The sequence below is a fragment of the Isoptericola sp. NPDC056134 genome, assembly GCF_042264825.1.
Classification (GTDB): Bacteria; Actinomycetota; Actinomycetes; order Actinomycetales; family Cellulomonadaceae; genus Isoptericola; species Isoptericola nanjingensis.
The window spans coordinates 104,968-126,607 of sequence record NZ_JBHJVM010000011.1 but is presented as its reverse complement, the minus strand read 5'-3'; the positions used below and the strand labels follow the sequence as shown (position 1 = coordinate 126,607).

The 21,640-nt window shown below is 74.6% G+C and carries 16 protein-coding genes; 8 read left to right on the top strand and 8 right to left on the bottom strand.

Going from position 1 to position 21,640, the window contains the following annotated elements:
- The first annotated feature begins 78 nt into the window (after window positions 1–78).
- From ACFCZN_RS12635 to ACFCZN_RS12620, 4 genes are read left to right on the top strand one after another with little or no spacing between them, the layout of a single operon-like run.
- Window positions 79–486: a TOBE domain-containing protein gene (locus tag ACFCZN_RS12635; RefSeq protein ID WP_429767122.1), complete on the top strand. Its 408-nt coding sequence runs from the start codon at window positions 79–81 to the stop codon at window positions 484–486.
- Complete coding sequence (modA, locus tag ACFCZN_RS12630) at window positions 483–1,244, top strand: molybdate ABC transporter substrate-binding protein (protein WP_430557010.1); 762 nt, start codon at window positions 483–485, stop codon at window positions 1,242–1,244. Before ACFCZN_RS12635 ends, modA begins: the two co-directional genes overlap by 4 nt.
- A 7-nt stretch (window positions 1,245–1,251) precedes the next feature.
- Entirely contained in the window at window positions 1,252–2,061 is an 810-nt protein-coding gene (locus ACFCZN_RS12625) for an ABC transporter permease (RefSeq protein ID WP_429766892.1), read from the top strand.
- A complete protein-coding gene (locus tag ACFCZN_RS12620; RefSeq protein WP_430557009.1) occupies window positions 2,058–3,113 on the top strand; it encodes a sulfate/molybdate ABC transporter ATP-binding protein in 1,056 nt (351 codons plus the stop codon). Before ACFCZN_RS12625 ends, ACFCZN_RS12620 begins: the two co-directional genes overlap by 4 nt.
- Here the strand turns inward: ACFCZN_RS12620 and ACFCZN_RS12615 are convergent.
- The 8 genes from ACFCZN_RS12615 to ACFCZN_RS12580 form a co-directional block, all read right to left on the bottom strand.
- On the bottom strand, window positions 3,101–4,234 hold the full coding sequence (locus ACFCZN_RS12615; protein WP_429767124.1) for a uroporphyrinogen-III synthase: 1,134 nt from the start codon (window positions 4,232–4,234) through the stop codon (window positions 3,101–3,103). The two genes, ACFCZN_RS12620 and ACFCZN_RS12615, sit on opposite strands and share 13 nt — an antisense overlap.
- Before the next feature lie 37 nt (window positions 4,235–4,271).
- The gene (cobA, locus tag ACFCZN_RS12610; protein WP_430557008.1) at window positions 4,272–5,075 is read right to left on the bottom strand and encodes a uroporphyrinogen-III C-methyltransferase; all 804 of its coding nucleotides are present in this window, start codon (window positions 5,073–5,075) and stop codon (window positions 4,272–4,274) included.
- The gene (locus ACFCZN_RS12605; RefSeq protein ID WP_429766898.1) at window positions 5,072–5,482 is read right to left on the bottom strand and encodes a nitrite reductase (NAD(P)H) small subunit; all 411 of its coding nucleotides are present in this window, start codon (window positions 5,480–5,482) and stop codon (window positions 5,072–5,074) included. Before ACFCZN_RS12605 ends, cobA begins: the two co-directional genes overlap by 4 nt.
- Window positions 5,479–8,175 carry a nitrite reductase large subunit NirB gene (gene nirB, locus ACFCZN_RS12600; RefSeq protein ID WP_430557007.1) on the bottom strand — a complete coding sequence of 899 codons (2,697 nt, stop codon included), beginning with the start codon at window positions 8,173–8,175 and terminating at the stop codon, window positions 5,479–5,481. Before nirB ends, ACFCZN_RS12605 begins: the two co-directional genes overlap by 4 nt.
- Window positions 8,176–8,347: 172 nt before the next feature.
- A complete protein-coding gene (locus ACFCZN_RS12595) occupies window positions 8,348–8,935 on the bottom strand; it encodes an AAA family ATPase (protein WP_430557006.1) in 588 nt (195 codons plus the stop codon).
- Between the two features lie 107 nt (window positions 8,936–9,042).
- The gene (locus ACFCZN_RS12590) at window positions 9,043–10,716 is read right to left on the bottom strand and encodes an FAD-dependent oxidoreductase (protein WP_430557005.1); all 1,674 of its coding nucleotides are present in this window, start codon (window positions 10,714–10,716) and stop codon (window positions 9,043–9,045) included.
- A complete protein-coding gene (locus ACFCZN_RS12585) occupies window positions 10,713–12,938 on the bottom strand; it encodes a molybdopterin oxidoreductase family protein (protein WP_430557004.1) in 2,226 nt (741 codons plus the stop codon). The genes ACFCZN_RS12590 and ACFCZN_RS12585 overlap by 4 nt, the downstream gene beginning before the upstream one ends.
- Window positions 12,935–14,290 carry an MFS transporter gene (locus ACFCZN_RS12580; RefSeq protein WP_429766907.1) on the bottom strand — a complete coding sequence of 452 codons (1,356 nt, stop codon included), beginning with the start codon at window positions 14,288–14,290 and terminating at the stop codon, window positions 12,935–12,937. Before ACFCZN_RS12580 ends, ACFCZN_RS12585 begins: the two co-directional genes overlap by 4 nt.
- Before the next feature lie 331 nt (window positions 14,291–14,621).
- On the opposite strand from ACFCZN_RS12580, the gene ACFCZN_RS12575 reads away from it, so the two are divergent.
- From ACFCZN_RS12575 to narI, 4 genes are read left to right on the top strand one after another with little or no spacing between them, the layout of a single operon-like run.
- Window positions 14,622–18,473, top strand: coding sequence for a nitrate reductase subunit alpha (locus ACFCZN_RS12575; protein ID WP_430557003.1), 3,852 nt, complete (start codon window positions 14,622–14,624; stop codon window positions 18,471–18,473).
- Entirely contained in the window at window positions 18,470–20,137 is a 1,668-nt protein-coding gene (narH, locus tag ACFCZN_RS12570; RefSeq protein ID WP_429766910.1) for a nitrate reductase subunit beta, read from the top strand. Before ACFCZN_RS12575 ends, narH begins: the two co-directional genes overlap by 4 nt.
- Window positions 20,134–20,850: a nitrate reductase molybdenum cofactor assembly chaperone gene (narJ, locus tag ACFCZN_RS12565; protein WP_429766912.1), complete on the top strand. Its 717-nt coding sequence runs from the start codon at window positions 20,134–20,136 to the stop codon at window positions 20,848–20,850. Before narH ends, narJ begins: the two co-directional genes overlap by 4 nt.
- Window positions 20,841–21,602 (top strand): respiratory nitrate reductase subunit gamma, encoded by a 762-nt coding sequence (narI, locus tag ACFCZN_RS12560; protein WP_429766914.1) that lies wholly within the window; start codon window positions 20,841–20,843, stop codon window positions 21,600–21,602. The genes narJ and narI overlap by 10 nt, the downstream gene beginning before the upstream one ends.
- Window positions 21,603–21,640 lie beyond the last annotated feature (38 nt).

Here is a 21,640-nt window from a genome sequence, read left to right as displayed (position 1 = left end):
TGTCCCCCGCCGCCCACGGTCCCCGGCGGGAGCCGCATCCGCAGCGTTCCCCGCAGATGCGGGGCTATGCTGCTGCCCGTGCCGCACATGCGAGTTTCGGAAGCGTCCGTGTACCTCGGCGTCAGCGACGACACGGTGCGCCGCTGGATCGACCGCGGGCTGCTCGGGTCCACGACGGACGCGTCGGGCCGCAAGGTCGTCGACGGGTACGAGGTGGCGATGGTGGCGCGCGAGCACGCGACCGTCCCAGCCCTGCCCGGCGGGATGAAGAGCTCGGCGCGCAACCGCTTCGTCGGGCTCGTCACGGACATCCAGAGCGACCCGGTCATGTCGCAGGTGGAGCTGCAGTGCGGCCCGTTCCGCGTGGTGTCGCTCATGAGCAGCGAGGCCGTGCGCGACCTCGGTCTCGAGCGCGGCTCCGTGGCGGTGGCGGTCATCAAGTCGACGACGGTCGTGATCGAGGCAGAGGACAAGGGTGTCGCATGAGGAAGCACATCGCCGCCGGGGCCGCGGCGCTCGCAGTGACGGCGCTGGCGGGCTGCGGCGCGCCGGCGTCGGGCGACGACGGCGGCACGACGACGCTCACCGTGTTCGCGGCGGCCTCGCTGAAAGGCTCGTTCGAGGACCTCGCCGAGCAGTTCGAGGCGGCGCACGACGGCGTGGACGTCCAGCTCAGCTTCGCGGGGTCGTCCGACCTGGTGGCGCAGATCCAGCAGGGCGCGCCCGCCGACGTCTTCGCCTCCGCGGACACGGCGAACATGGACAAGCTCGTCGGAGACGACCTGGTGACCGACCCGCGGGACTTCGCCACCAACACGCTGGAGTTCGCCGTCCCGCCGGGCAACCCGGCCGGCGTCGAGTCCCTCCAGGACCTCGCCTCCCCGGACGTGAAGCTCGTGCTGTGCGCGCCCGAGGTGCCGTGCGGGGCCGCGTCCGCGAAGGTCGCCGACGCCGCGGGCCTCGACCTCCGGCCCGTGAGCGAGGAGCAGAGCGTGACCGACGTCCTCGGCAAGGTGATCGCGGGCGAGGCGGACGCCGGGCTCGTGTACGTCACGGACGTCGCCGCCGCGGGCGACGACGTCGAGGGCGTCGAGCTCCCCGAGGCGTCCGAGGCCGTCAACACGTATCCGATCGCGCCCGTCGCCGACGCCGAGCAGGCGGAGCTCGCGCAAGAGTTCGTCGACCTCGTCCTGTCGGACGACGGCCGGCGGACCCTCGCCGGGTTCGGCTTCGCGGCCCCGTAGGCGTCCCGTGCGGGTGTCGCCGGGCTCGACCACCGGGGGGACCGCCGTCGGCCTGCCGCGATGGGCGTTCGTGCCCGCCGCGGTGGGCGGGCTGTTCGTGCTGCTGCCGCTGGTCGCGATGGCGACGCGGGTCGACTGGTCGAGCTACTGGTCGCTGATCACCAGCGAGTCGGCGCGGGCGGCGCTGCTGCTGAGCCTGCAGACGTCGGCCGCGAGCACGGTCGCGTGCCTCGTGCTCGGCGTCCCGATGGCGCTCGTGCTGGCGCGGTGCCGCTTCCCCGGCATCGACCTGCTGCGCTCGCTGGTCATGGTGCCGCTGGTGCTGCCGCCCGTGGTGGGCGGCATCGCGCTGCTCTACACGTTCGGCCGCCGCGGCCTGCTCGGCGAGACGCTGGAGGTGGCGGGCGTGCAGATCGCGTTCTCGACGACGGCGGTGGTGCTGGCGCAGACGTTCGTCGCGCTGCCGTTCCTCGTGACGAGCCTCGAGGGCGCGCTGCGCACGGCGGGCGCACGCTACGAGGCGGTCGCGGCGTCGCTCGGCGCGCGCCCGACGACGGTGCTGCGCCGCGTGACCCTCCCCCTCGTGTGGCCGGGCCTGCTGTCCGGGGCGGTGCTGTCGTTCGCCCGCGCCCTCGGCGAGTTCGGCGCCACCATCACGTTCGCCGGCAGCCTGCAGGGCGTCACCCGCACCCTGCCGCTGGAGATCTACCTGCAGCGCGAGACCGACCCCGACGCCGCCGTCGCGCTGTCCCTCCTGCTCGTCGTCGTCGCCGTCCTCGTCATCGCCGCCACGCGACGCGACCGGAGCCCGCTGTGACGCTGACGTTCGCCGCCACGCTGCCCGCCCGCGGCTTCGACGTCGAGCTCGACGTCCCCGAGGGCCGCACCCTCGCCCTGCTCGGCCCCAACGGGGCGGGCAAGTCGACGGCGCTCGGCCTCACGGCGGGCACGCTGCGCCCGCACGACGGCGAGATCGCGCTCGACGGCCGCCCCCTCGTGCGCGCCGCCGGCGGCCGCGTCCGCACCTGGGTGCCGCCGCACGACCGGCACGTCGCGCTGCTCGCGCAGGAGCCGCTGCTCTTCCCGCACCTGTCCGTGCGCCAGAACGTGGCGTTCGGGCCGCGGTCCCAGGGCGCCCGACGGCGCACGGCCGCCGCGGCGGCAGACCGGAGGCTCGAGCAGGTCGGGCTCGCGCACCTGGCGGACCGTGCGCCGTCGACCCTGTCGGGCGGGCAGGCGCAGCGCATCGCCGTCGCGCGGGCGCTCGCGGCCGAGCCGCGGCTGCTGCTGCTCGACGAGCCCATGGCCGCGCTCGACGTCGACGTCACGCCCGAGCTGCGCCAGACCCTCCGGCACCTGCTCGAGGGGCAGACGGCCGTGATCACCACCCACGACGTCCTCGACGCGCTGCTGCTCGCCGACGAGGTGGCCGTGGTCGAGGGCGGGCGCGTCGTCGAGCGCGGCCCGACCGCCCAGGTGCTGAGCCGGCCGCGCAGCGCGTTCGCGGCGAAGATCGCCGGGCTCAACCTCCTGGCCGGGTCGTGGACCGGCGACGGCGTGCGCACCCCCGCGGGCGAGGTGGTGCACGGCCGCACCCCGGCCGACGGGATCGCCGCGGGCACACCCACGACCGCCGTCTTCCGACCCGCCGCCGTCGCCGTGTACCTCGACGAGCGGCACGGCTCCCCGCGCAACACGTTCCGCGCCACCGTGCGGTCCCTCGAGCCGCGCGGCGACCTGGTGCGCGTGCGCACCGACCGTCTCGCCGCCGACGTCACGCCCCAGTCCGCCGCCGAGCTCGCCCTCGTGCCCGGCGCGCCGGTGTGGCTGTCGGTCAAGGCCGCGGAGGTCGACGTCTACCCGGCGTGACCCTCGGTGGCCGTCCAGTGCGCGTCGTCGTGCGCGAGCTCCAGCCGGTAGCCGCGCTTGACGACGGTCTTGACCAGCTCGCGCCGGCCGGTGGCGTCGCGCAGGCGGGCGACGGCGACCTCGACGGCGTGCGGGTCGCGGGAGCTGCCGGGCAGCACGTCGAGCACGCGCTCGCGCGGCACGACGTCGCCTCCGGCGGCGGCGAGCAGCCGCAGCACCTCGACGCCGGTCGGCGACAGGGGCAGCACCTGCTGGTCCAGGACGGCGACGCGCGCCCGGATGACGAGCGGCCCGGCGACGGTGGCGAGGGCCACCGATTCCAGGTGCTCGTAGTGCCCGACGATCGACCGCACGAGCGCGCCGAGCCGGCCGCGCTCGGGCTGCAGGGTCGGGATGCCGCGCGACTCCAGCGGGCGCGCGGTGACGGGCCCGACGGCGGCGGCGACCATCGACCCGTCGACGAACCGCGCCACGACCGCGTCCCGCAGGCCCTGGGTCTCGACCGCGCGCAGCCACGCCTCGGCGCCGGGCGCGGACGTGAAGGCGACGGCGTCGATCTCGCCCGCCGCAGCGGCGCGCACGGAGTCCTCGACGGCGGCCGGGTCGGGCGGCGGTCCCCATCGGTACACGACCAGCGCGGACACCCGGGCGCCGGCCTTCTCGAACACGGCGTCCAGCCCGTCGGCGCCCGCCCCGTGGTGCTGGATGGCGACGTGCAGCCCGCCCACGCCCTCGCTGAGCAGCACCTCGGCGACCTCGGCCGACGTCTCAGACTCCGCGACCCAGTCGGCCTGCAGCCCCGCGGCCTGGATGGCGCCGCGCGCCTTGGGGCCGCGCGCGACGATCCGCGACCGGCCCAGGACGGCGAGCAGGTCGTCGGCGAGCCCGTGCGCGTCGGCGGCCTCGATCCACGCGCGGAAACCGACGCCGGTGGTCGCGACGACGACGTCCGGCGGGTCGGCGACGAGGGCGCGCGTCGCCGCGATCAGGGCGTCGTCGTCCACGTGCGGGATCATGCTCAGCGCCGGAGCGTGCCGGACCGAGGCGCCGCGGCGCTCCAGGGCGGCGGCCAGCTCGCCCGAGCGGCGGTCGGCCGTGACCAGCACCGTGCAGCCCGCCATCACCTGGCCCAGCGCCGGCCGGGGGCCCGGCGCGGTATCAGCCACCGACCTGCCCTGCGGCTCCTCCTGCGTCACGCGCGACCTCCAGCAGCTCCTCGTGGGCCACGTCGCCGATCACGACCACGGCCGGCGCGCGGACCCCGACCTCCTCGGCACGCTTGGCGGCCAGGTCGAGGGCGACGCGCGTGACCCGCTGGTCGGGCAGCGAACCTCGTTCCACGATAGCGACGGGCGTCCCCGGCGCGGCGCCCGCGTCCAGCAGGCGGGCGACGATCCCGGGCAGGGCGGCCACGCCCATGAGCACGACCAGCGTCGCCGCCCGCGAGGTCACGCACGCGACGGAGACGTCGTCGAGTACGTCGCCGCCCGCCGCGCCGTCGCGGGTGTGGCCCGTGACGACGTGGAACGCCGTCGTCGTGCCGCGGTGCGTCAGCGGCACCCCGGCCAGCGCGGGCGCGGCGAGCGCGGACGAGACCCCGGGCACCACCTCGACCGGTACCCCGGCGGCACGGCAGGCCGCGACCTCCTCACCGCCGCGGCCGAAGACGAACGGGTCGCCGCCCTTGAGGCGCACCACGCGCTCGCCGGCGAGCGCGCGCGCCACGATCAACGCGTCGATCTCCTCCTGCGGCAACGTGTGCCGGCCCGGCGTCTTGCCGACATCGACGACCTCGACGCCGGGGCCCAGGTCGTCGAGGACCTCGCGCGGCACCAGCCGGTCGGTGACGACGACGTCGGCCGTGGTCAGCGCGCGCCACGCGCGGTACGTGAGCAGGTCTGCGGCGCCCGGACCGGCGCCGACCAGGGTGACGCGGCCTGGGGCCGCGTCCCGCGTCGTCATCCGATCCCCACGTGCACGACGCCGCCGGACACGACGACCGGGTACGACGCGAGGTCCCCCGCCAGCCCCGCGCGGGGCTCCTTGCCCGCCGCGTCGAGGCAGCGACCCGTGTGCAGCTCGAAGACCTGCTTGTACACCGGGGACGCCACGGTAGGCGTGCCGCCGCGGGTGCCGACGATGCCGCGCGACATGACGTTCGCGCCCGAGTACGGGTCCAGCTGCTGCACGGCGCAGACCGTGCCGTCGAGCAGGCGGAACAGCGCCACCTGCAGCTCCTCGCCGTCCGAGCCGGTCACCAGGGCGGCGGCGCCGCGCTCGGGGGCCAGCGCGCCCAGCGGGCAGACGGCGGTCCAGCCGGGGCCGTCGACGAGGGTCGTGGCGGTGGGGCTCGGGGTCAGGGCGGTCATGCGCGCACCTCCAGGGTGGGGCCGGCGACGAGGACGGGGCTGGTGAGGGCGGAGACGAGATCGGGGTCGGCGGTGCCGGAGGCGACCTCGTCCGCGGTGGCCGGGCGCTTCTGCCCGCGCTCGGGCACGTACGCGAGCGCCGGGTCGGGCGTGGTCGGGGCGTTGACGAAGGAGCCGAACCGGGCCAGCTTCTCCGGGTCGTCGAGCACGGCCTTCCACTCGTCCTCGTACCCCTCCACGTGCTGCGCCATCGCGGCGTCGAGATCCGCGCCGATGCCGAGGGAGTCCTCGATCACCACCTGGCGGATCGCCTCGAGCCCGCCCTCGTACTCCTCCACCCACGGCGCGGTGCGCTGCAGCCGGTCGGCGGTGCGGATGTACAGCATGAGGAAGCGGTCGACGGTGCGCAGCAGCTCGGCGGACGAGAGGTTCTCGGCGAGGAGCTGCGCGTGCTTCGGCGTCTGGCCGCCGTTGCCGCCCACGTAGACGTTCCACCCCTGGTCGGTGGCGATGACCCCGACGTCCTTGCCGCGGGCCTCCGCGCACTCGCGGGCGCAGCCGGAGACGCCGAGCTTGAGCTTGTGCGGGGAGCGCAGGCCGCGGTAGCGCAGCTCGAGCTCGACGGCCATGCCCACGGAGTCCTGCACCCCGTACCGGCACCAGGTGGACCCGACGCACGACTTCACGGTGCGCAGCGACTTGCCGTACGCGTGCCCGGACTCGAAGCCGGCGTCCACGAGCCGCCGCCAGATCTCCGGGAGCTGCTCGACGCGGGCGCCGAACATGTCGATCCGCTGCCCGCCGGTGATCTTCGTGTAGAGGCCGAAGTCCTTCGCGACCTGCCCCACGACGATCAGCCCCTCCGGCGTCACCTCGCCGCCCGGCATGCGCGGGACGACCGAGTACGTCCCGTCCTTCTGCATGTTGGCGAGCATGTGGTCGTTGGTGTCCTGCAGGGTGGCCTGCTCGCCCGCGAGGATGTGCCCGTTGCCGAGGCTGGCCAGGATCGAGGCCACGGTCGGCTTGCAGATGTCGCAGCCACGGCCGGCGTCGCTCGCGCCGTCGGGCACCCGCCCGAACCGGGCGATGATCTCGCTGAACGTGTGCAGGTCGGCCACGCGCACGGCGTCGAAGAGCTGGGCGCGGGAGAGCTCGAAGTGCTCGCACAGCGCGTTGCTCACCTCGACGCCGGCCTTGGCCAGCTCCGTCTTCGTCAGCTTGGTGACCAGCGGCAGGCAGGCGCCGCACGTGGTGCCGGCCCGCGTGCACGCCTTGACGCCGGCGACGTCGGTGCAGTCGTGCTCCGTCACCGCACCGCGGATCGTGCCCGCCGAGACGTTGTTGCAGGAGCAGACGTTCGCGTCGTCGGGCAGCTCGAGCGTGGGCGCGCCGCCCGCGCCCTCGGGGAGCAGGAACGCCGACGGGTCTCCCGGCAGCTCCGCGCCGAGCATCGGGCGCAGCGACGCGTACGGCCCGGCGTCGCCGACGAAGACGCCGCCCAGCAGGGTGCGCGCGTCGTCGGCCATCACGAGCTTGCTGTAGACGCCGCGCAGCGGGTCGGCCCACACGATCTCGACCGACTTCTCGGTGCGGCCGTGCGCGTCGCCGAAGCTCGCGACGTCGACGCCCGAGAGCTTGAGCTTGGTCGCCGTGTCCGCGCCGGGGAACGTGGCCTCGCCCCCGAGCAGCCGGTCGGCCACGACCTCCGCCATCGTGTTGCCCGGTGCCACCAGGCCGAGGCAGCGGCCCTCGATGCAGGCGACCTCGCCGATCGCCCAGACGTGCGCGTCGGCCGTGCGGCAGGTGAGGTCGACGACGGCACCGCCGCGCTCGCCGACCTCCAGGCCTGCCGCGCGGGCGAGCTCGTCGCGGGGCCGCACGCCCGTGGCCATCACGACGACGTCCACGTCGAGCCGGCCGCCGTCGGCGAAGTCCATGCGGCCCACGTGCCCGGTACGGCGGTGCGGGCGGATCGCCTTGGTCGCGGTGTCGGTGCGGACCGAGATGCCCTTGTCGTTGATGAGCCGCTTGAGCGCGTGCCCGCCGCCCAGGTCGATCTGCACGTCCATGAGGTGCGTGCCGAACTGGATCACCGTGGCCTGCGCGCCGAGCGCCTTGAGCGCGCCCGCGGCCTCCAGCCCCAGCAGGCCGCCGCCGACGACCGCGCCGCGCACCGGCCGCTCGACCACGCCGCCCCGCGTCTCGACGCGCCCCGCCTCGCGCTTGGACTCGACCCAGCCGCGCAGCGCCGCGACGTCGTCGATGGTGCGGTACACGAAGACGCCGGGCAGGTCGTTGCCGTCGATGGGCGGCATCGCGGCGCTCGAGCCCGTCGCGAGCACCAGCTCGTCGTAGGCGTGCACGCGGCCGAGGCGGTCGGTCACGGTCTGCGCGGCACGGTCGATCGACGCGACGGCGCAGTCCCGGTGCAGGTCGACCAGCGGGTCGTCCCACAGCGCCGGGTCGCCGAGCGTGAGCTCCTCGGCGTCGCGCACCTCGAAGTAGCGCGTGAGCCCGACCCGGTCGTACGGCTTGCGCGGCTCCTCCGCGAAGACGGTCACGCGCCAGGCGCCGGCGTCGTCGCGCGCCCGCAGCGCCTCGACGAAGCGCTGCGCGACCATGCCGCCGCCCACGACGACGACGTGCCGCGGGTCCGGCCGGGTGCTGGGGGGCGTGCCCTGCGTCTCGTTCATGGCGCTGACGCTAGAAAGCCGCCGTGTCGCGGCCGTCAGGCCACGGTTACCTCACGGGAACATCTGCCTCACGCGCGAAACATGCCGCGCGAGAGAACCGTCCTGTCCCTGTCGAGCACGGGATCTGTATCGCCATGGGACCTCATCGCGGTACAGATCCCGTGCTCGACGGTCACATCCCGCGGACGGTCTCCAGCGGGCCCTCGTCGGGCGTCGGGACCTCGAAGCCGTCGTGGTACGCCGCCGCGACCTCGGGGGTCAGGACGACGTCGTGCGGGTGCGCGGCGGCCCGGGCGGCGACGCGCGCGAGGGCGACGTCGCGCGGCGTGTCGACGTGGACGACCAGCGTGTCCGCGCCGTGCGTCGCGCCGAGCGCCCGGTACTCCTCCCGGGACGCGCGGGACCAGAACGACGAGTCGACGACGACGTCGCGCCCCTCCTCGAGGAGCGTCGCGACCCGGGACCGCAGCGCGTCCTCCACCCGGCGGGCAGCGCCGGCGGGCAGCGGGTGCACCGCCGGGTGCCCGGCCGCCCACGCGAGCTCGTCGACGGACGCGACCGCGTAGCCGTCGGCCGCGTAGCGGCGGGCGTGCGTGGACTTGCCCGCGCCGGCGGGGCCGCACAGCAGGACGAGGTTCGGCACGGTCGTGACGCTACCCTCGCCGGCCATGCCGAGGACGATGCCGACGACGCAGCTCGATCGGCGCACGACGACGAACCCGCTGGTCCGCTCCGTCGGCCGACGGCTCGGCCGGCTCAACGACCGGAATCCGTGGAACCACAACGACCGCGTCCACGGCTGGATCCTGCGCCGCCTGCCGCGCCGGAGACGCCGCGTGCTCGACGTCGGCTGCGGCGGTTCTTCCGCTACACGCTCGAGTGGACCTCCCCGGCCTCCTGTCCCTCCGTCTCCGACCGCGCCTGCCGCGCGGTCGACAGCCACTCCACCAACCCGCACACGGCCTCGGTGCAGCTGCCGCAGCCGGTGGTGGCGCGCGTGGCGCGGGCGACGTCGTCCTGCGTAATCGCGCCGTCGGCCACGCAGGCCGCGATGTCGTGCTTCGTGACGCCGTTGCAGCGGCAGACGGTGGCGTCGTCGGGCATGTGCTCGGGGCTGGACGCCGGCTCGGCCGCCGGCATGACGGGCGTGAGCAGCAGGAACGCCGGGTCGGCGGGCACGGGGGTGCGGCGGGTGTAGGCGGCGGTGAGGTCGGCGGCCACGCGAGCGTCGCCCACGCACGTCGCGCCGACCAGGACGCCGCCCGCCACCACGGCCTCGACGAAGCGCCCCGCGGCCGGATCGCCGAGGCGCACGGCCCGCTCCCCCGGTTCCGGGACGCGCCCGGAACCGCAGCGCCCCATCGCGACCACGCTCAGCGGCCCTGCCTTGACCTTGACGACGTCGGTCCCGCGGGCATCGACGCCGCCCGCCCGCGCCCCCGGCGCGCGCGAGGACAGCAGGGTGCCCAGGCGCACCGCCATCGACGGCCCCGCGCCGTCGCCCGGCAGCCGCAGGTGCTCGCGCGGGCCCTCGACCCGCGCCTCCGGGCGCGGGCGCGCCGCGAGCGCCACGAGGTGCTCGGCGAGCCTCCGCGCCTGGTCCCAGCCCTCCGCGACGAGGCCGCGCGACCCCTCCGGAGGCTGCGCACAGTCGCCGACGGCGAAGACCCGGGGGTCGGTCACGCTCGCCAGGTCCGGGCCCACGACGACGCCCCGCTCGACGGCGAGCCCGGACCGTCGGGCCAGCGCCGTCTCCGGCGCGGTGCCGCACGCGAGGACGACCAGGCCCGCGCCGAGCGTCTCCCCCGGTTCGGTCGTCGCGCCGTCGAGCCGCACCCCGACGGCCCGGCCGCCGACGACGAGCACCTCCTGCGGCCGCACCCCCGTGCGCACGGCCACGCCCGCCGCCTCCAGGCTCGCGCGCAGCACGGCGCCCGCCTGGTCGTCGAGCTGCCGGTCCATCGGCGCCCCCGCGCCGTGCACGAGCGTCGTGGACAGGCCGCGCCCGGCCAGCCCGAGCGCCAGCTCCACGCCCAGCACCCCGCCGCCGACGACCACCGCGCGCGGGGCGTTCACGGTGGCGGCGACCACCTCGCGGGCGTCGTCGAGCGTGCGCAGCGCGTGCACCCCGGCGGGCAGGGCCGTGGCGTCCGTGCCGAGGCCGGGCACGTCGGGCAGGCGCGCGGCGGCGCCGGTGGCGAGGACCAGGTGGTCGTAGGGGTGGCGGGTCCCCTCGTCGGTGAGGACCACGCGGGCGTCCCGGTCGACGGCCGTCACCGCCGTGCCCCGCAGCACGCGGGTGCGGCCGTCGTCGACCGTGGGCATGCCGATCGCCGCGACGTCCGTGCGCCCGGCGACCACGTCGGACAGCAGCACCCGGTTGTACGGCTCGTAGGGCTCGGCCCCGAGCACGGTGACGTCGAGCGCGCCGTCGCCGTCGCGCCGGGACAGCTCGTCCGCCAGGCGCGCGCCCACCATGCCGTGACCGATCACGACCACGCGGTGCGGCACGCGCAGCCCCTGCTGCGGGTCGTGACTCATGCGAGGACCTCCAGGGTCTCGACGTGCTCGGCCGTCGCGGCCGGAGCGGGGACGGCCGGCGTCACCGACACCGCGCAGACCTTGAACTCCGGCATCGCGGAGACCGGGTCGACGGCGTCGGTGGTGAGGCGGTTGACGCTGCCCGCGCCGCTCCAGTGGAAGGGCATGAAGACGGTGTCCGGGCGGACGGCGTCGGTCCAGCGGGCCGTCGCCTCGACGACGCCGCGGGCCGAGGCCAGCCGCGCCCGGCCGCCGTCCGGCACGCCGACCCGCAGCCCGAGCAGGGGGTGCAGCTCGACGTACGGCTCGGGGACCAGCCGCTCCAGCTCGGGCACCCGGTGCGTCTGCGCGCCGGACTGGTAGTGCTGCAGCACCCGCCCCGTGACGAGGTACGTCGGCGCGTCGGGGCGCACGTCGTCGGACGGGCCGGAGTGGTCCACCGCGACCATCCGCGCCCGGCCGTCCGGCGTCGCGAACCGGTCGAGGAACACGCGCGGCGTCCCGGGGTGCTGCCCCGTCGAGTTGTCCGAGGGAGCGGCGGGGCAGGGCCAGTACAGCCCCGCGCCGCCGGCGGCCTCGTGCGCGTCGAGCCGGTCGTGGCTGAGCCCGGAGTAGTCGGCGACGCCACCCGCCGACGCGCGCGCCAGCTCGTCGAACACGACGGCGGGGTCGGTCGGGAACGCGACGTCGGAGCCCAGGCGTCGGGCCAGCTCCGCGAGGATCCACAGCTCGGACCGGGCCTCCCCCGGCGGGTCGGTGGCCCGCCGCCGGCGGATCACGCGTCCCTCGAGGTTCGTCATCGTGCCCTCCTCCTCCGCCCACTGGGTGGTGGGCAGCACGACGTCGGCGAGCAGCGCGGTCTCGGACGGCACGACGTCGCACACCACGAGCAGGTCGAGGGCGGCGAGCCCTTCGCGCACCCGGTCGGAGTTCGGCGCCGACACGACGACGTTCGAGCCGTGCACCAGCAACGCGCGCGGCCCGCCGGGGGCGCCGAGCGAGGTGAGCAGCTCGACGGCGGGGACGCCCGGCCCGGGCAGCGACCCCGGGTCCACGCCCCACACGCCCGCGACGTGCGCGCGGGCGGCCGGGTCGTCGATCTTGCGGTAGCCGGGCAGCTGGTCGCACTTCTGCCCGTGCTCGCGCCCGCCCTGCCCGTTGCCCTGCCCGGTGAGGCAGCCGTACCCCGACCCCGCCCGGCCCACGAGCCCGAGCGCGAGGGCCAGGTCGATCGCCGCCGTCACGGTGGCCGTGCCCTGCGCCGACTGCTCGACGCCGCGCCCGGTGAGCACGTACGCCCCGCGCCCCCCGCGCGACGGCGACGCCGCGGCCAGCAGGCGGGCCACCCGGCGCAGCTCCTCGGCGGGGACGCCGCACACCGTCTCCGCGCGCTCCGGCCACCAGGCCGCGGCCGACCGCGCGACGTCGTCGAACCCCGCGGTGCGCTCCGCCACGTACTCCCGGTCCACGAGGCGCTCGGCCACCAGCACGTGCAGCAGCGCCAGCAGCACCACGAGGTCCGTGCCCGGGACGGGCTGCAGGTGCACGCCCTCGCCCGGCCCGGCGAGCCGCGCCGTGGCGGACCGTCGCGGGTCGACGACGACGAGCCCGCCCGCGGCGCGCGCGCCGGCGAGGTGCTGCACGAACGGCGGCATCGTCTCGGCCACGTTGGAGCCCAGCAGCAGGATCGCGCCGGCCCCGGCCAGGTCGGTCACCGGGAACGGCAGCCCGCGGTCCAGGCCGAACGCCCGGTTGCCCGCCGCGGCGGCGGACGACATGCAGAACCGGCCGTTGTAGTCGATGAACGGCGTGCGCAGCACGGTGCGGGCGAACTTGCCGAGGGCGTACGCCTTCTCGTTCGTCAGCCCACCGCCGCCGAACACCGCCACGGTCTGCGGCCCGTGCTCGGCGGCCAGCACCGCGAGCCGCCCGGCGACGAGGTCGAGGGCGGCCTCCCACGACGCGGGGGCGAGCGCGCCGTCGGCCCCGCGGACCAGCGGAGTCGTGAGCCGGTCGCTCGCGCGCAGCACCGTCGCGCTGGTCCACCCCTTCTGGCAGAGCCCGCCGCCGTTCGTGGGGAACTGCCGCGGCGTCACCGTCACGGGCAGCGTCGCCCGACCCTCCGACGCGGGCCCGGGGGCGCCGGCGGGCGCGAGCTCCATGCCGCACTGCAGGGCGCAGTACGGGCAGTGGGTGGCGACCGCGGCCCCCGACGGCGTCATACGCGCGCCGCCCGCATCGCGGTGCCGCGCCGCGCGTACACCGCCCAGGTGACGACGGCCATCACCGCGTACGCCCCCACGAACACCCACAGCGCGGCGACGAGCGAGCCCGTCATCGACGTCGACATCGCGAACCCCCGCGGGATGAGGAACCCGCCGAAGGCGCCGACGGCGCCCGCGATGCCGATGCAGCCGGCGGCGGCCTTCGCCGTCGCCGCCAGGTCACGGCCGGCGCCCGCCACCCGGAAGGCGGCCGGGATCATCCGGTAGACCGACCCGTTGCCCACGCCCGTGGCCACGAAGAGCACGAGGAACGAGGCGAAGAAGAGGCCGAAGCTGTGGCTGCCGAGCGCGGAGATCGCGCCGAGCGCCCCGACGATCATCATGGCGTAGCAGCACACCGTCACGACGGCGCCGCCCACACGGTCGGCCAGGATGCCGCCCAGGGGGCGGGTGACCGACCCCACGAGCGCGCCGAGGAACGCCAGGGACAGCGACACCTCGGGGAACTGCCCCGCGAGCAGCGTCGGGAACGCGCCGGAGAAGCCGATGAACGACCCGAACGTGCCGATGTAGAGGAACGAGATGATCCAGGTGTGCGGCTCCTTCACCGCGACGACGAACGTGCGCGGGTCGGCCTTCGCGGCCGACAGGTTGTCCATGAACCGCCAGGCGAGGATCACGGCCAGCACCACGAACGGGACGAACATCAGCCCGGCCCGCTGAAGCGCGACCCCGGCGCCCGCGGTGATGACCAGCGGCACCGCGAGCTGCACGGCCGCGGTGCCGATGTTCCCGCCCGCCGCGTTCCAGCCGAGGGCCGCACCCTTCTCCTTCTCGGGGAAGAAGAAGGAGATGTTCGCCATCGAGGAGGCGAAGTTGCCGCCGCCGAACCCGGCGAGCGCGGCCACGGCGAGCATGACGCCGAACGAGGTGTCCGGGCGCTGGACGACGAACGCCATGGTCAGGGTCGGGATCAGCAGCAGCCCCGCCGACACCATCGTCCAGTTGCGCCCGCCGAAGACCGGCACCGCGAGGGTGTACGGGATACGGAGCGTGGCGCCCACGAGCGACGGCACCGCGATGAGCCAGAACATCTGGTCGGTCGAGAAGGCGAAGCCGGCGGCCGGGAGCTGCGGCACGACGATCGACCAGAGCGCCCACACGCAGAACCCGAGGAACTCGGCGAACACCGAGATCACGAGGTTGCGCCGCGCGACGCGGCGGCCGCCGCCCGCCCAGAACGCCGGGTTCTCCGGCTCCCACCGGTCGATCCAGCGGCCGGGGCGGTCGATCGCGCCCGGACGCGCGTCGGGTCGGGCCGGCGTTGTCACGGTGGTCGGTGCGGCCATCGCGTGTCCTCCTGTGCGCGGGCCCGACGACGCCGGGCGGTGGTCTGGAACCACCGGCGCGTCGTCGGGCCGGTAGGTCCGACGCTAGGAAGGCGGTGTTTCGACGCCCGGCGTCGGGCCGTGAAATGCGCGTGAGCACGAACGCACAGACTCTGGGGCAGCCCTGTGAGGTCCCGGCGTGCCCGGTCGTCCGCGGAGCAGCGGACGGAACCCGGCTCCGACGCCGCCGACGGGCGCTCCCGCCGGCTCCCCTGCCCGACATGCGCTGTCGCAGGTCCGGGCCCATGATGCGAAGCAGTGACTCTACGGTTCCCCAACCCCAGGAGTGCGCATGTCGACCACCCGCCCGCCCGTCACCGCTGACCTCGGGGCGGCGCCGCCGACCGGGGCCGCCGACGCCCTGCTGCGGCTCGGCAAGCACCTGCGCAAGGGGGACGTGTCGGAGGACCTGCGCCAGCTGTTCCTCAAGGGCGGGCGCGAGGGTGACGTCTTCTACCGGGACCGGTGGTCGCACGACAAGGTGGTGCGCTCGACGCACGGCGTGAACTGCACGGGCTCGTGCTCGTGGAAGGTGTACGTCAAGGACGGCATCATCACGTGGGAGACGCAGCAGACCGACTACCCGTCGGTGGGCCCGGACTCCCCCGAGTACGAGCCGCGCGGCTGCCCCCGAGGCGCCGCGTTCTCCTGGTACACCTACTCGCCCACGCGGGTGCGCTACCCCTACGTGCGCGGCGTCCTGCTGCGGGCGTACCGCGAGGCGAAGGCCGCGGTCGGAGGGGACCCGGTGCTCGCGTGGGAGCGGCTGACGTCCGACCCGGAGACGGCGCGGGCGTACAAGAGCGCGCGCGGCAAGGGCGGCCTCGTGCGGGCTACGTGGGACGAGGCGGCGGAGATCGTCGCGGCGGCGCACGTGCACACGATCAAGGCGCACGGGCCGGACCGCGTCGCGGGCTTCTCCCCCATCCCGGCGATGTCGATGGTGTCGCACGGCGTCGGGGCGCGGTTCGTGCAGATGCTGGGCGGCACGATGCTGTCGTTCTACGACTGGTACGCGGACCTGCCGGTCGCCTCCCCGCAGGTGTTCGGCGACCAGACGGACGTGCCGGAGTCCGCGGACTGGTGGAACTCGTCCTACCTCATGATGTGGGGCTCCAACATCCCGGTGACCCGCACCCCGGACGCGCACTTCATGGCCGAGGCGCGCTACCGCGGCACCAAGGTCGTGTCGGTCTCCCCCGACTACGCGGACAACACGAAGTTCGCCGACCAGTGGCTGGCGCCGCAGCCGGGCACCGACGGGGCCCTGGCGATGGCGATGGGGCACGTGATCCTGCGGGAGTTCCTCGTCGAGAAGCGCACCGCGCCGTTCGTCGACTACCTCAAGAGGTACGCGGACGCCCCGTTCCTCGTGCGGCTGGACGAGCGGGCCACGGAGTCGGGCGGCACCGCGTACGTGCCGGGCAAGTTCCTCACCGCCGCGGACGTCGACGACGCCGTCCTGCCGGGCGCGTCGACCGCGGCGAACCCGAGCTTCCGGACGCTGCTGCTGGGCGCCGACGGCGCCGTCGTCGCGCCGAACGGCACCCTCGCCGACCGGTACGGCGAGGCGGGCGAGGGGCGGTGGAACCTCGACCTGGGCGACGTCGACCCGCTGCTGTCGGTGGCCGACGGCGCGGCGTCCGGCGAGCGGGGCACCGCGGCGGTGCTGCTGCCCCGGTTCGATGTCGTCCCCGACGGTGACGACGGCGGTGCGGGAGACGGCGCGCAGCAGGCGCACCTCGGCGGCAAGGGCGTGCTGACGCGCGGCGTGCCGACCCGGCGCGTGGGCGGGCACCTGGTGACGACCGTGTTCGACCTGCTGCTGGCGCAGTACGGCGTCGAGCGGGCGGACCTCGACCTGCCGGGCGAGTGGCCCACCGGCTACGACGACGCGACCGCCCCGGGCACCCCGGCCTGGCAGGAGGAGATCACCGGCGTGCGGGCGGCGGACGCCGCGCAGATCGGCCGCGAGTTCGCGCAGAACGCCGAGGACTCGGGCGGCCGCTCGATGATCATCATGGGCGCGGGCGCGAACCACTGGTTCCACTCGGACACGATCTACCGCGCCTTCCTCACGCTCACCACGATCACCGGCTGCCAGGGCGTCAACGGCGGCGGCTGGGCGCACTACGTGGGCCAGGAGAAGTGCCGCCCGATCACCGGCTGGGCGCAGTATGCGGGCGGCCTGGACTGGGTGCGCCCGCCGCGCCAGATGATCGGCACGGGCTGGTTCTACCTGGCCACGGACCAGTGGCGCTACGACGGGATGCCGGCCGACGCGCTCGCCTCGCCCCTCGCGCCCGGGGTCCTGGCGGGCCGCACGACGGCGGACTCCCTGGTGGAGTCCGCGCAGCGCGGCTGGATGCCGAGCTACCCGACGTTCGACCGCAACCCGCTGGACCTCGTCGACGAGGCGCGCGCGGCGGGCAAGGAGCCGGAGCAGCACGTCGTGGACGAGCTGAAGAAGGGGACGCTCAAGTTCGCCTGCGAGGACCCCGACGACCCGGCGAACTTCCCCCGGGTCCTGACGATCTGGCGGGCCAACATCCTCGGCTCCTCCGGCAAGGGCAACGAGTACTTCCTCAAGCACCTGCTCGGCACGGACGCCTCCGTGCTGGCCGACGAGGCCCCGGAGGGCCGCCGTCCGGCGTCGATGACGTGGCGCGACGAGGCGCCGCGCGGCAAGCTCGACCTGCTGGTCACGATGGACTTCCGCATGACGAGCACCACGCTGTTCTCCGACGTCGTGCTCCCCGCGGCCACCTGGTACGAGAAGCACGACCTGTCGAGCACGGACATGCACCCGTTCGTGCACTCGTTCAACCCGGCGATCAACCCGCCGTGGCAGACCAAGACCGACTTCGACACGTTCCACACGCTGGCGGGGCTGGTCTCGCAGATGTCGGTGGAGCACCTGGGCGTGCGCGAGGACCTGGTCGCGACGCCCCTGCTGCACGACTCCCCCGACGAGCTCGCGGTGCCGCACGGCACGCTCACGGACGCGGGCGCACCGGTCACGGAGCGCGAGCTGGTCCCGGGCGTGACGATGCCGCGGCTGCAGGTGGTGCAGCGCGACTACCCGGCGTTCGCCGCGCGCATGGCCGCGCTCGGGCCGCTCACCGACTCCAAGGGCATGGCCACCAAGGGCGTCGCGTTCATGCCGGACGAGGAGGTGCGCAGGCTCGGGCAGGTCAACGGCCTGGTCGCGTCCGGCCCCGCGGCCGGTCGGCCGCGACTGGACCGCGACACCCACGCCTGCGAGACGATCCTGGCCCTGTCCGGCACCACGAACGGGCGCCTCGCGGTGCAGGGGTTCGAGCACCTGGAGAAGCGCACTGGCCAGCGGCTGGCGGACCTGGCGGCCGACGACCAGGCCAAGCGCGTGACCTTCCCGGACGTGCAGTCGCGCCCGACGACGGTGATCACCTCCCCCGAGTGGTCCGGGTCGGAGCACGGCGGGCGCCGGTACACGGCGTTCGCGGTGAACGTCGAGCGGCTCAAGCCGTGGCACACGCTCACCGGGCGCCAGCACTTCTACCTCGACCACGACTGGATGATCGAGCTGGGCGAGCAGCTGCCGGTGTACCGGCCGCCGCTCGACCTGCACCGCCTGTTCGGCGACTCCCCCACGCCCGGCGCGTTCGACGACGGGGGCGCCGACGGCAGCGGCACCGGCCATGCCGCCGTCGCGGTGCGCTACCTGACACCGCACTCGAAGTGGTCCATCCACTCGGAGTACCAGGACAACCTGTTCATGCTGTCGCTGTCGCGCGGCGGCCCCAACGTCTGGATGAGCCCCGCGGACGCCGCGAAGATCGGCGTGGCGGACAACGAGTGGATCGAGGCGGTGAACCGCAACGGCGTCGTCGTCGCGCGCGCCGTCGTCTCCCACCGCATGCCCGAGGGCACGGTCTACATGCACCACGCCACGGACCGCACGGTGGACGTGCCCCTCGCCGAGACGTCCGGCCGTCGCGGCGGCATCCACAACTCCCTGACCCGGATCCTGCTCAAACCCACGCACCTCGCGGGCGGCTACGGGCAGCTCACCTACGCGTTCAACTACCTCGGCCCCACGGGCAACCAACGGGACGAGGTCACGGTCATCCGGCGTCGCAGCCAGGAGGTGCGGTACCAGTGAAGGTCATGGCGCAGATGTCGATGGTGATGAACCTCGACAAGTGCATCGGGTGCCACACCTGCTCGGTGACGTGCAAGCAGGCGTGGACGAACCGCACCGGCACCGAGTACGTGTGGTTCAACAACGTCGAGACCCGCCCGGGTCTCGGCTACCCCCGCACCTACGAGGACCAGGAGACCTGGCAGGGCGGCTGGGTGCGCACCAAGCGCGGCAAGCTCAAGCTCCGCGCCGGCGGGCGGGCCAAGAAGCTCGCCTCGATCTTCGCCAACCCGAAGCTGCCCTCCATCCACGACTACTACGAGCCGTGGACGTACGAGTACGACATGCTGCTCAGCGCCCCGCAGGGCGAGCACACCCCGGTCGCGAAGCCGAAGTCGCTGCTCACCGGCGAGGACATGTCGATCCAGTGGTCGGCGAACTGGGACGACGACCTCGGCGGGTCCACCGCGACGATGCAGGACGACCCGATCCTCAAGCACATGAGCGAGCACGTCGCCGAGGAGCTCGAGCAGACGTTCATGTTCTACCTGCCGCGCATCTGCGAGCACTGCCTCAACCCGTCCTGCGTCGCCTCCTGCCCGTCGGGCGCGATGTACAAGCGGGTCGAGGACGGCATCGTGCTCGTCGACCAGGACCAGTGCCGCGGCTGGCGCATGTGCGTCACCGGCTGCCCGTACAAGAAGGTCTACTTCAACCACAAGACCGGCAAGGCCGAGAAGTGCACGCTGTGCTACCCGCGCCTCGAGGTCGGGCTGCCCACCGTGTGCTCCGAGACCTGCGTCGGCCGCCTGCGCTACCTCGGCCTCGTCCTCTACGACGCGGACAAGGTCGGCGCGGCCGCCGCCATCGAGGACGAGCACGACCTGCTCGCCGCACAGCGCGAGGTGTTCCTGGACCCGCACGACCCCGAGGTCATGGCCGCCGCCCGCCGCGAGGGCATCCCCGACGACTGGATCGAGGCCGCGCAACGCTCCCCGATCTGGAAGCTCATCTCGGAGTACGAGGTCGCGCTCCCCCTGCACCCGGAGTACCGGACGCTGCCGATGGTCTGGTACATCCCGCCGCTGTCCCCCGTGGTCGACGTCGTCGCCAGCTCCGGCAACGACGGCGAGGACGGGCGCACCCTGTTCGCCGCCATCTCGCAGCTGCGCATCCCGCTGGAGTACCTCGCCGGCCTGTTCACCGCCGGCGACACCGGCCCCGTCGAGCGGGTGCTGCGCCGGCTCGCGGCCATGCGGTCAGGGATGCGGGAGGTGAACCTGGGGCGTGAGTTCCCGGAGGAGAACGCCGAGGCCGTCGGCATGACCGGCGACCAGGTCCAGGAGATGTACCGCCTGCTGGCCATCGCCAAGTACGAGGAGCGGTACGTCATCCCCACCGCGCACACCGAGGTGGCGCGCGAGCTGGAGGAGATGGCCTGCTCGCTCGACTTCGAGGGCGGCCCCGGCATGGGCGGCGCGGGCCCGTTCGGCTCGTCGTCCGGCCAGCCCACCCCCGTCGCGGTGGAGAACTTCCACGCGCTCTCCGCCCGGCAGACGGCGGACTCCCCCTACGGGCCGTCCACCCCCGGGCGCGTCAACCTGCTCAACTGGGACGGCAACGGCCGGCCCACGGGCCTGTTCCCGCCGGGCGAGGACGGCGCGGGCGAGGAGGGGCGGTCGTGAGCCTCGCTTTTCTGCCCCGCCCGGGCGTACGCGCCAAGCGCCTCGACCCGCTCGCGCCGGTGCCGCTGGGCGACGGGGACCGCGCCGTCGCGCACATGGCCGCGTCGGTGCTGCTCGCCTACCCGGACGACGCGACGCTCGAGGCGGCGCCCACGGTGCGCGACGCCGTCGCCGGCCTGCCCGACCCGGTCCGGGACCGCCTCTCCGGGCTCGCCACGACGCTGCTCGACGGCGACCCCGACGCGCTTCAGGCCCGGTACGTCGCGACGTTCGACCTCAAGCGCCGCTGCGCCATGTACCTGTCGTACTACGCGGCAGGCGACACCCGGAAGCGCGGCGCCGCCCTCGTGCGGTTCGTCGAGGCGTACCGCGCCGCCGGGTTCGAGACCACCGGCGACGAGCTGCCCGACTACCTGCCCACCGTCCTGGAGCTGTCCGCCCGCGGCGGGCCCGACGGCGCCCGGATCGCCGGCGCGCTGCTCACGGCCCACCGGGACGGCATCGAGGTGCTGCGCTCGGCGCTCGCCGCGCAGCGCTCGCCCTGGACGGCGGCGGTCGAGGCCGTGAGCCTCACCCTCCCACCCGTCGACGCGGCCACCGCCGAGCGCGTCGCCGACCTCGTGGCGGCCGGCCCGCCCGCGGAGCTGGTGGGGCTGAGCGGGTACGGGGACGCCGGGTACGGGAACGACGGGAAGGACCTGCCATGGGCCTGACGGACGCCTCCGCCGACAAGATCATCCTCTGGGTCGTGCTGCCCTACGTGACCTTCGCCGTCCTGGTCGTGGGGTCGATCTGGCGGTACCGGTACGACAAGTTCGGCTGGACCACGCGCTCCAGCGAGCTCTACGAGAAGCGCCTGCTGCGCTGGGGCTCGCCCCTGTTCCACTTCGGGCTGCTGTTCGTCGTGCTCGGGCACTTCCTCGGGCTCGTGATCCCGAACACCTGGACCGAGGCCGTCGGGGTCAGCGAGGGGTTCTACCACTTCATCGCGACGTCGATGGGGTCCATCGCCGCACTCGTGGCGGTCGCCGGCCTGCTGATCCTCGTCTACCGGCGCCGCTCCACCGGCCCGGTCTTCCTCGCGACCACGCGCATGGACAAGACCATGTACGTGTTCCTCGCCGCGTCCCTGCTGTCGGGGGCCTGGGCCACCGTCCAGACGCAGATCCTCGCGGGCGGGCACGGGTACGACTACCGGGAGACGATCTCGCCCTGGTTCCGGTCGCTCTGGTACCTCCAGCCGCAGCCCGCGCTCATGGAGGGCGTGCCCGCGGCGTTCCAGGTGCACATCGTCGCGGCGATGCTCCTGTTCGCGCTGTGGCCCTTCACACGGCTGGTGCACGCGTTCTCCGCCCCCGTGCAGTACCCGTTCCGGCCCTACGTGGTCTACCGCTCCCGGGAGGCGTCCGTGACGTCGCGGGCGCCGCGGCCCGGGTGGGACCCCACGACGACGCCGCCCCGCTGATCCCGACCGTCCGTCACGACCGTCCGTCACGACTGGAG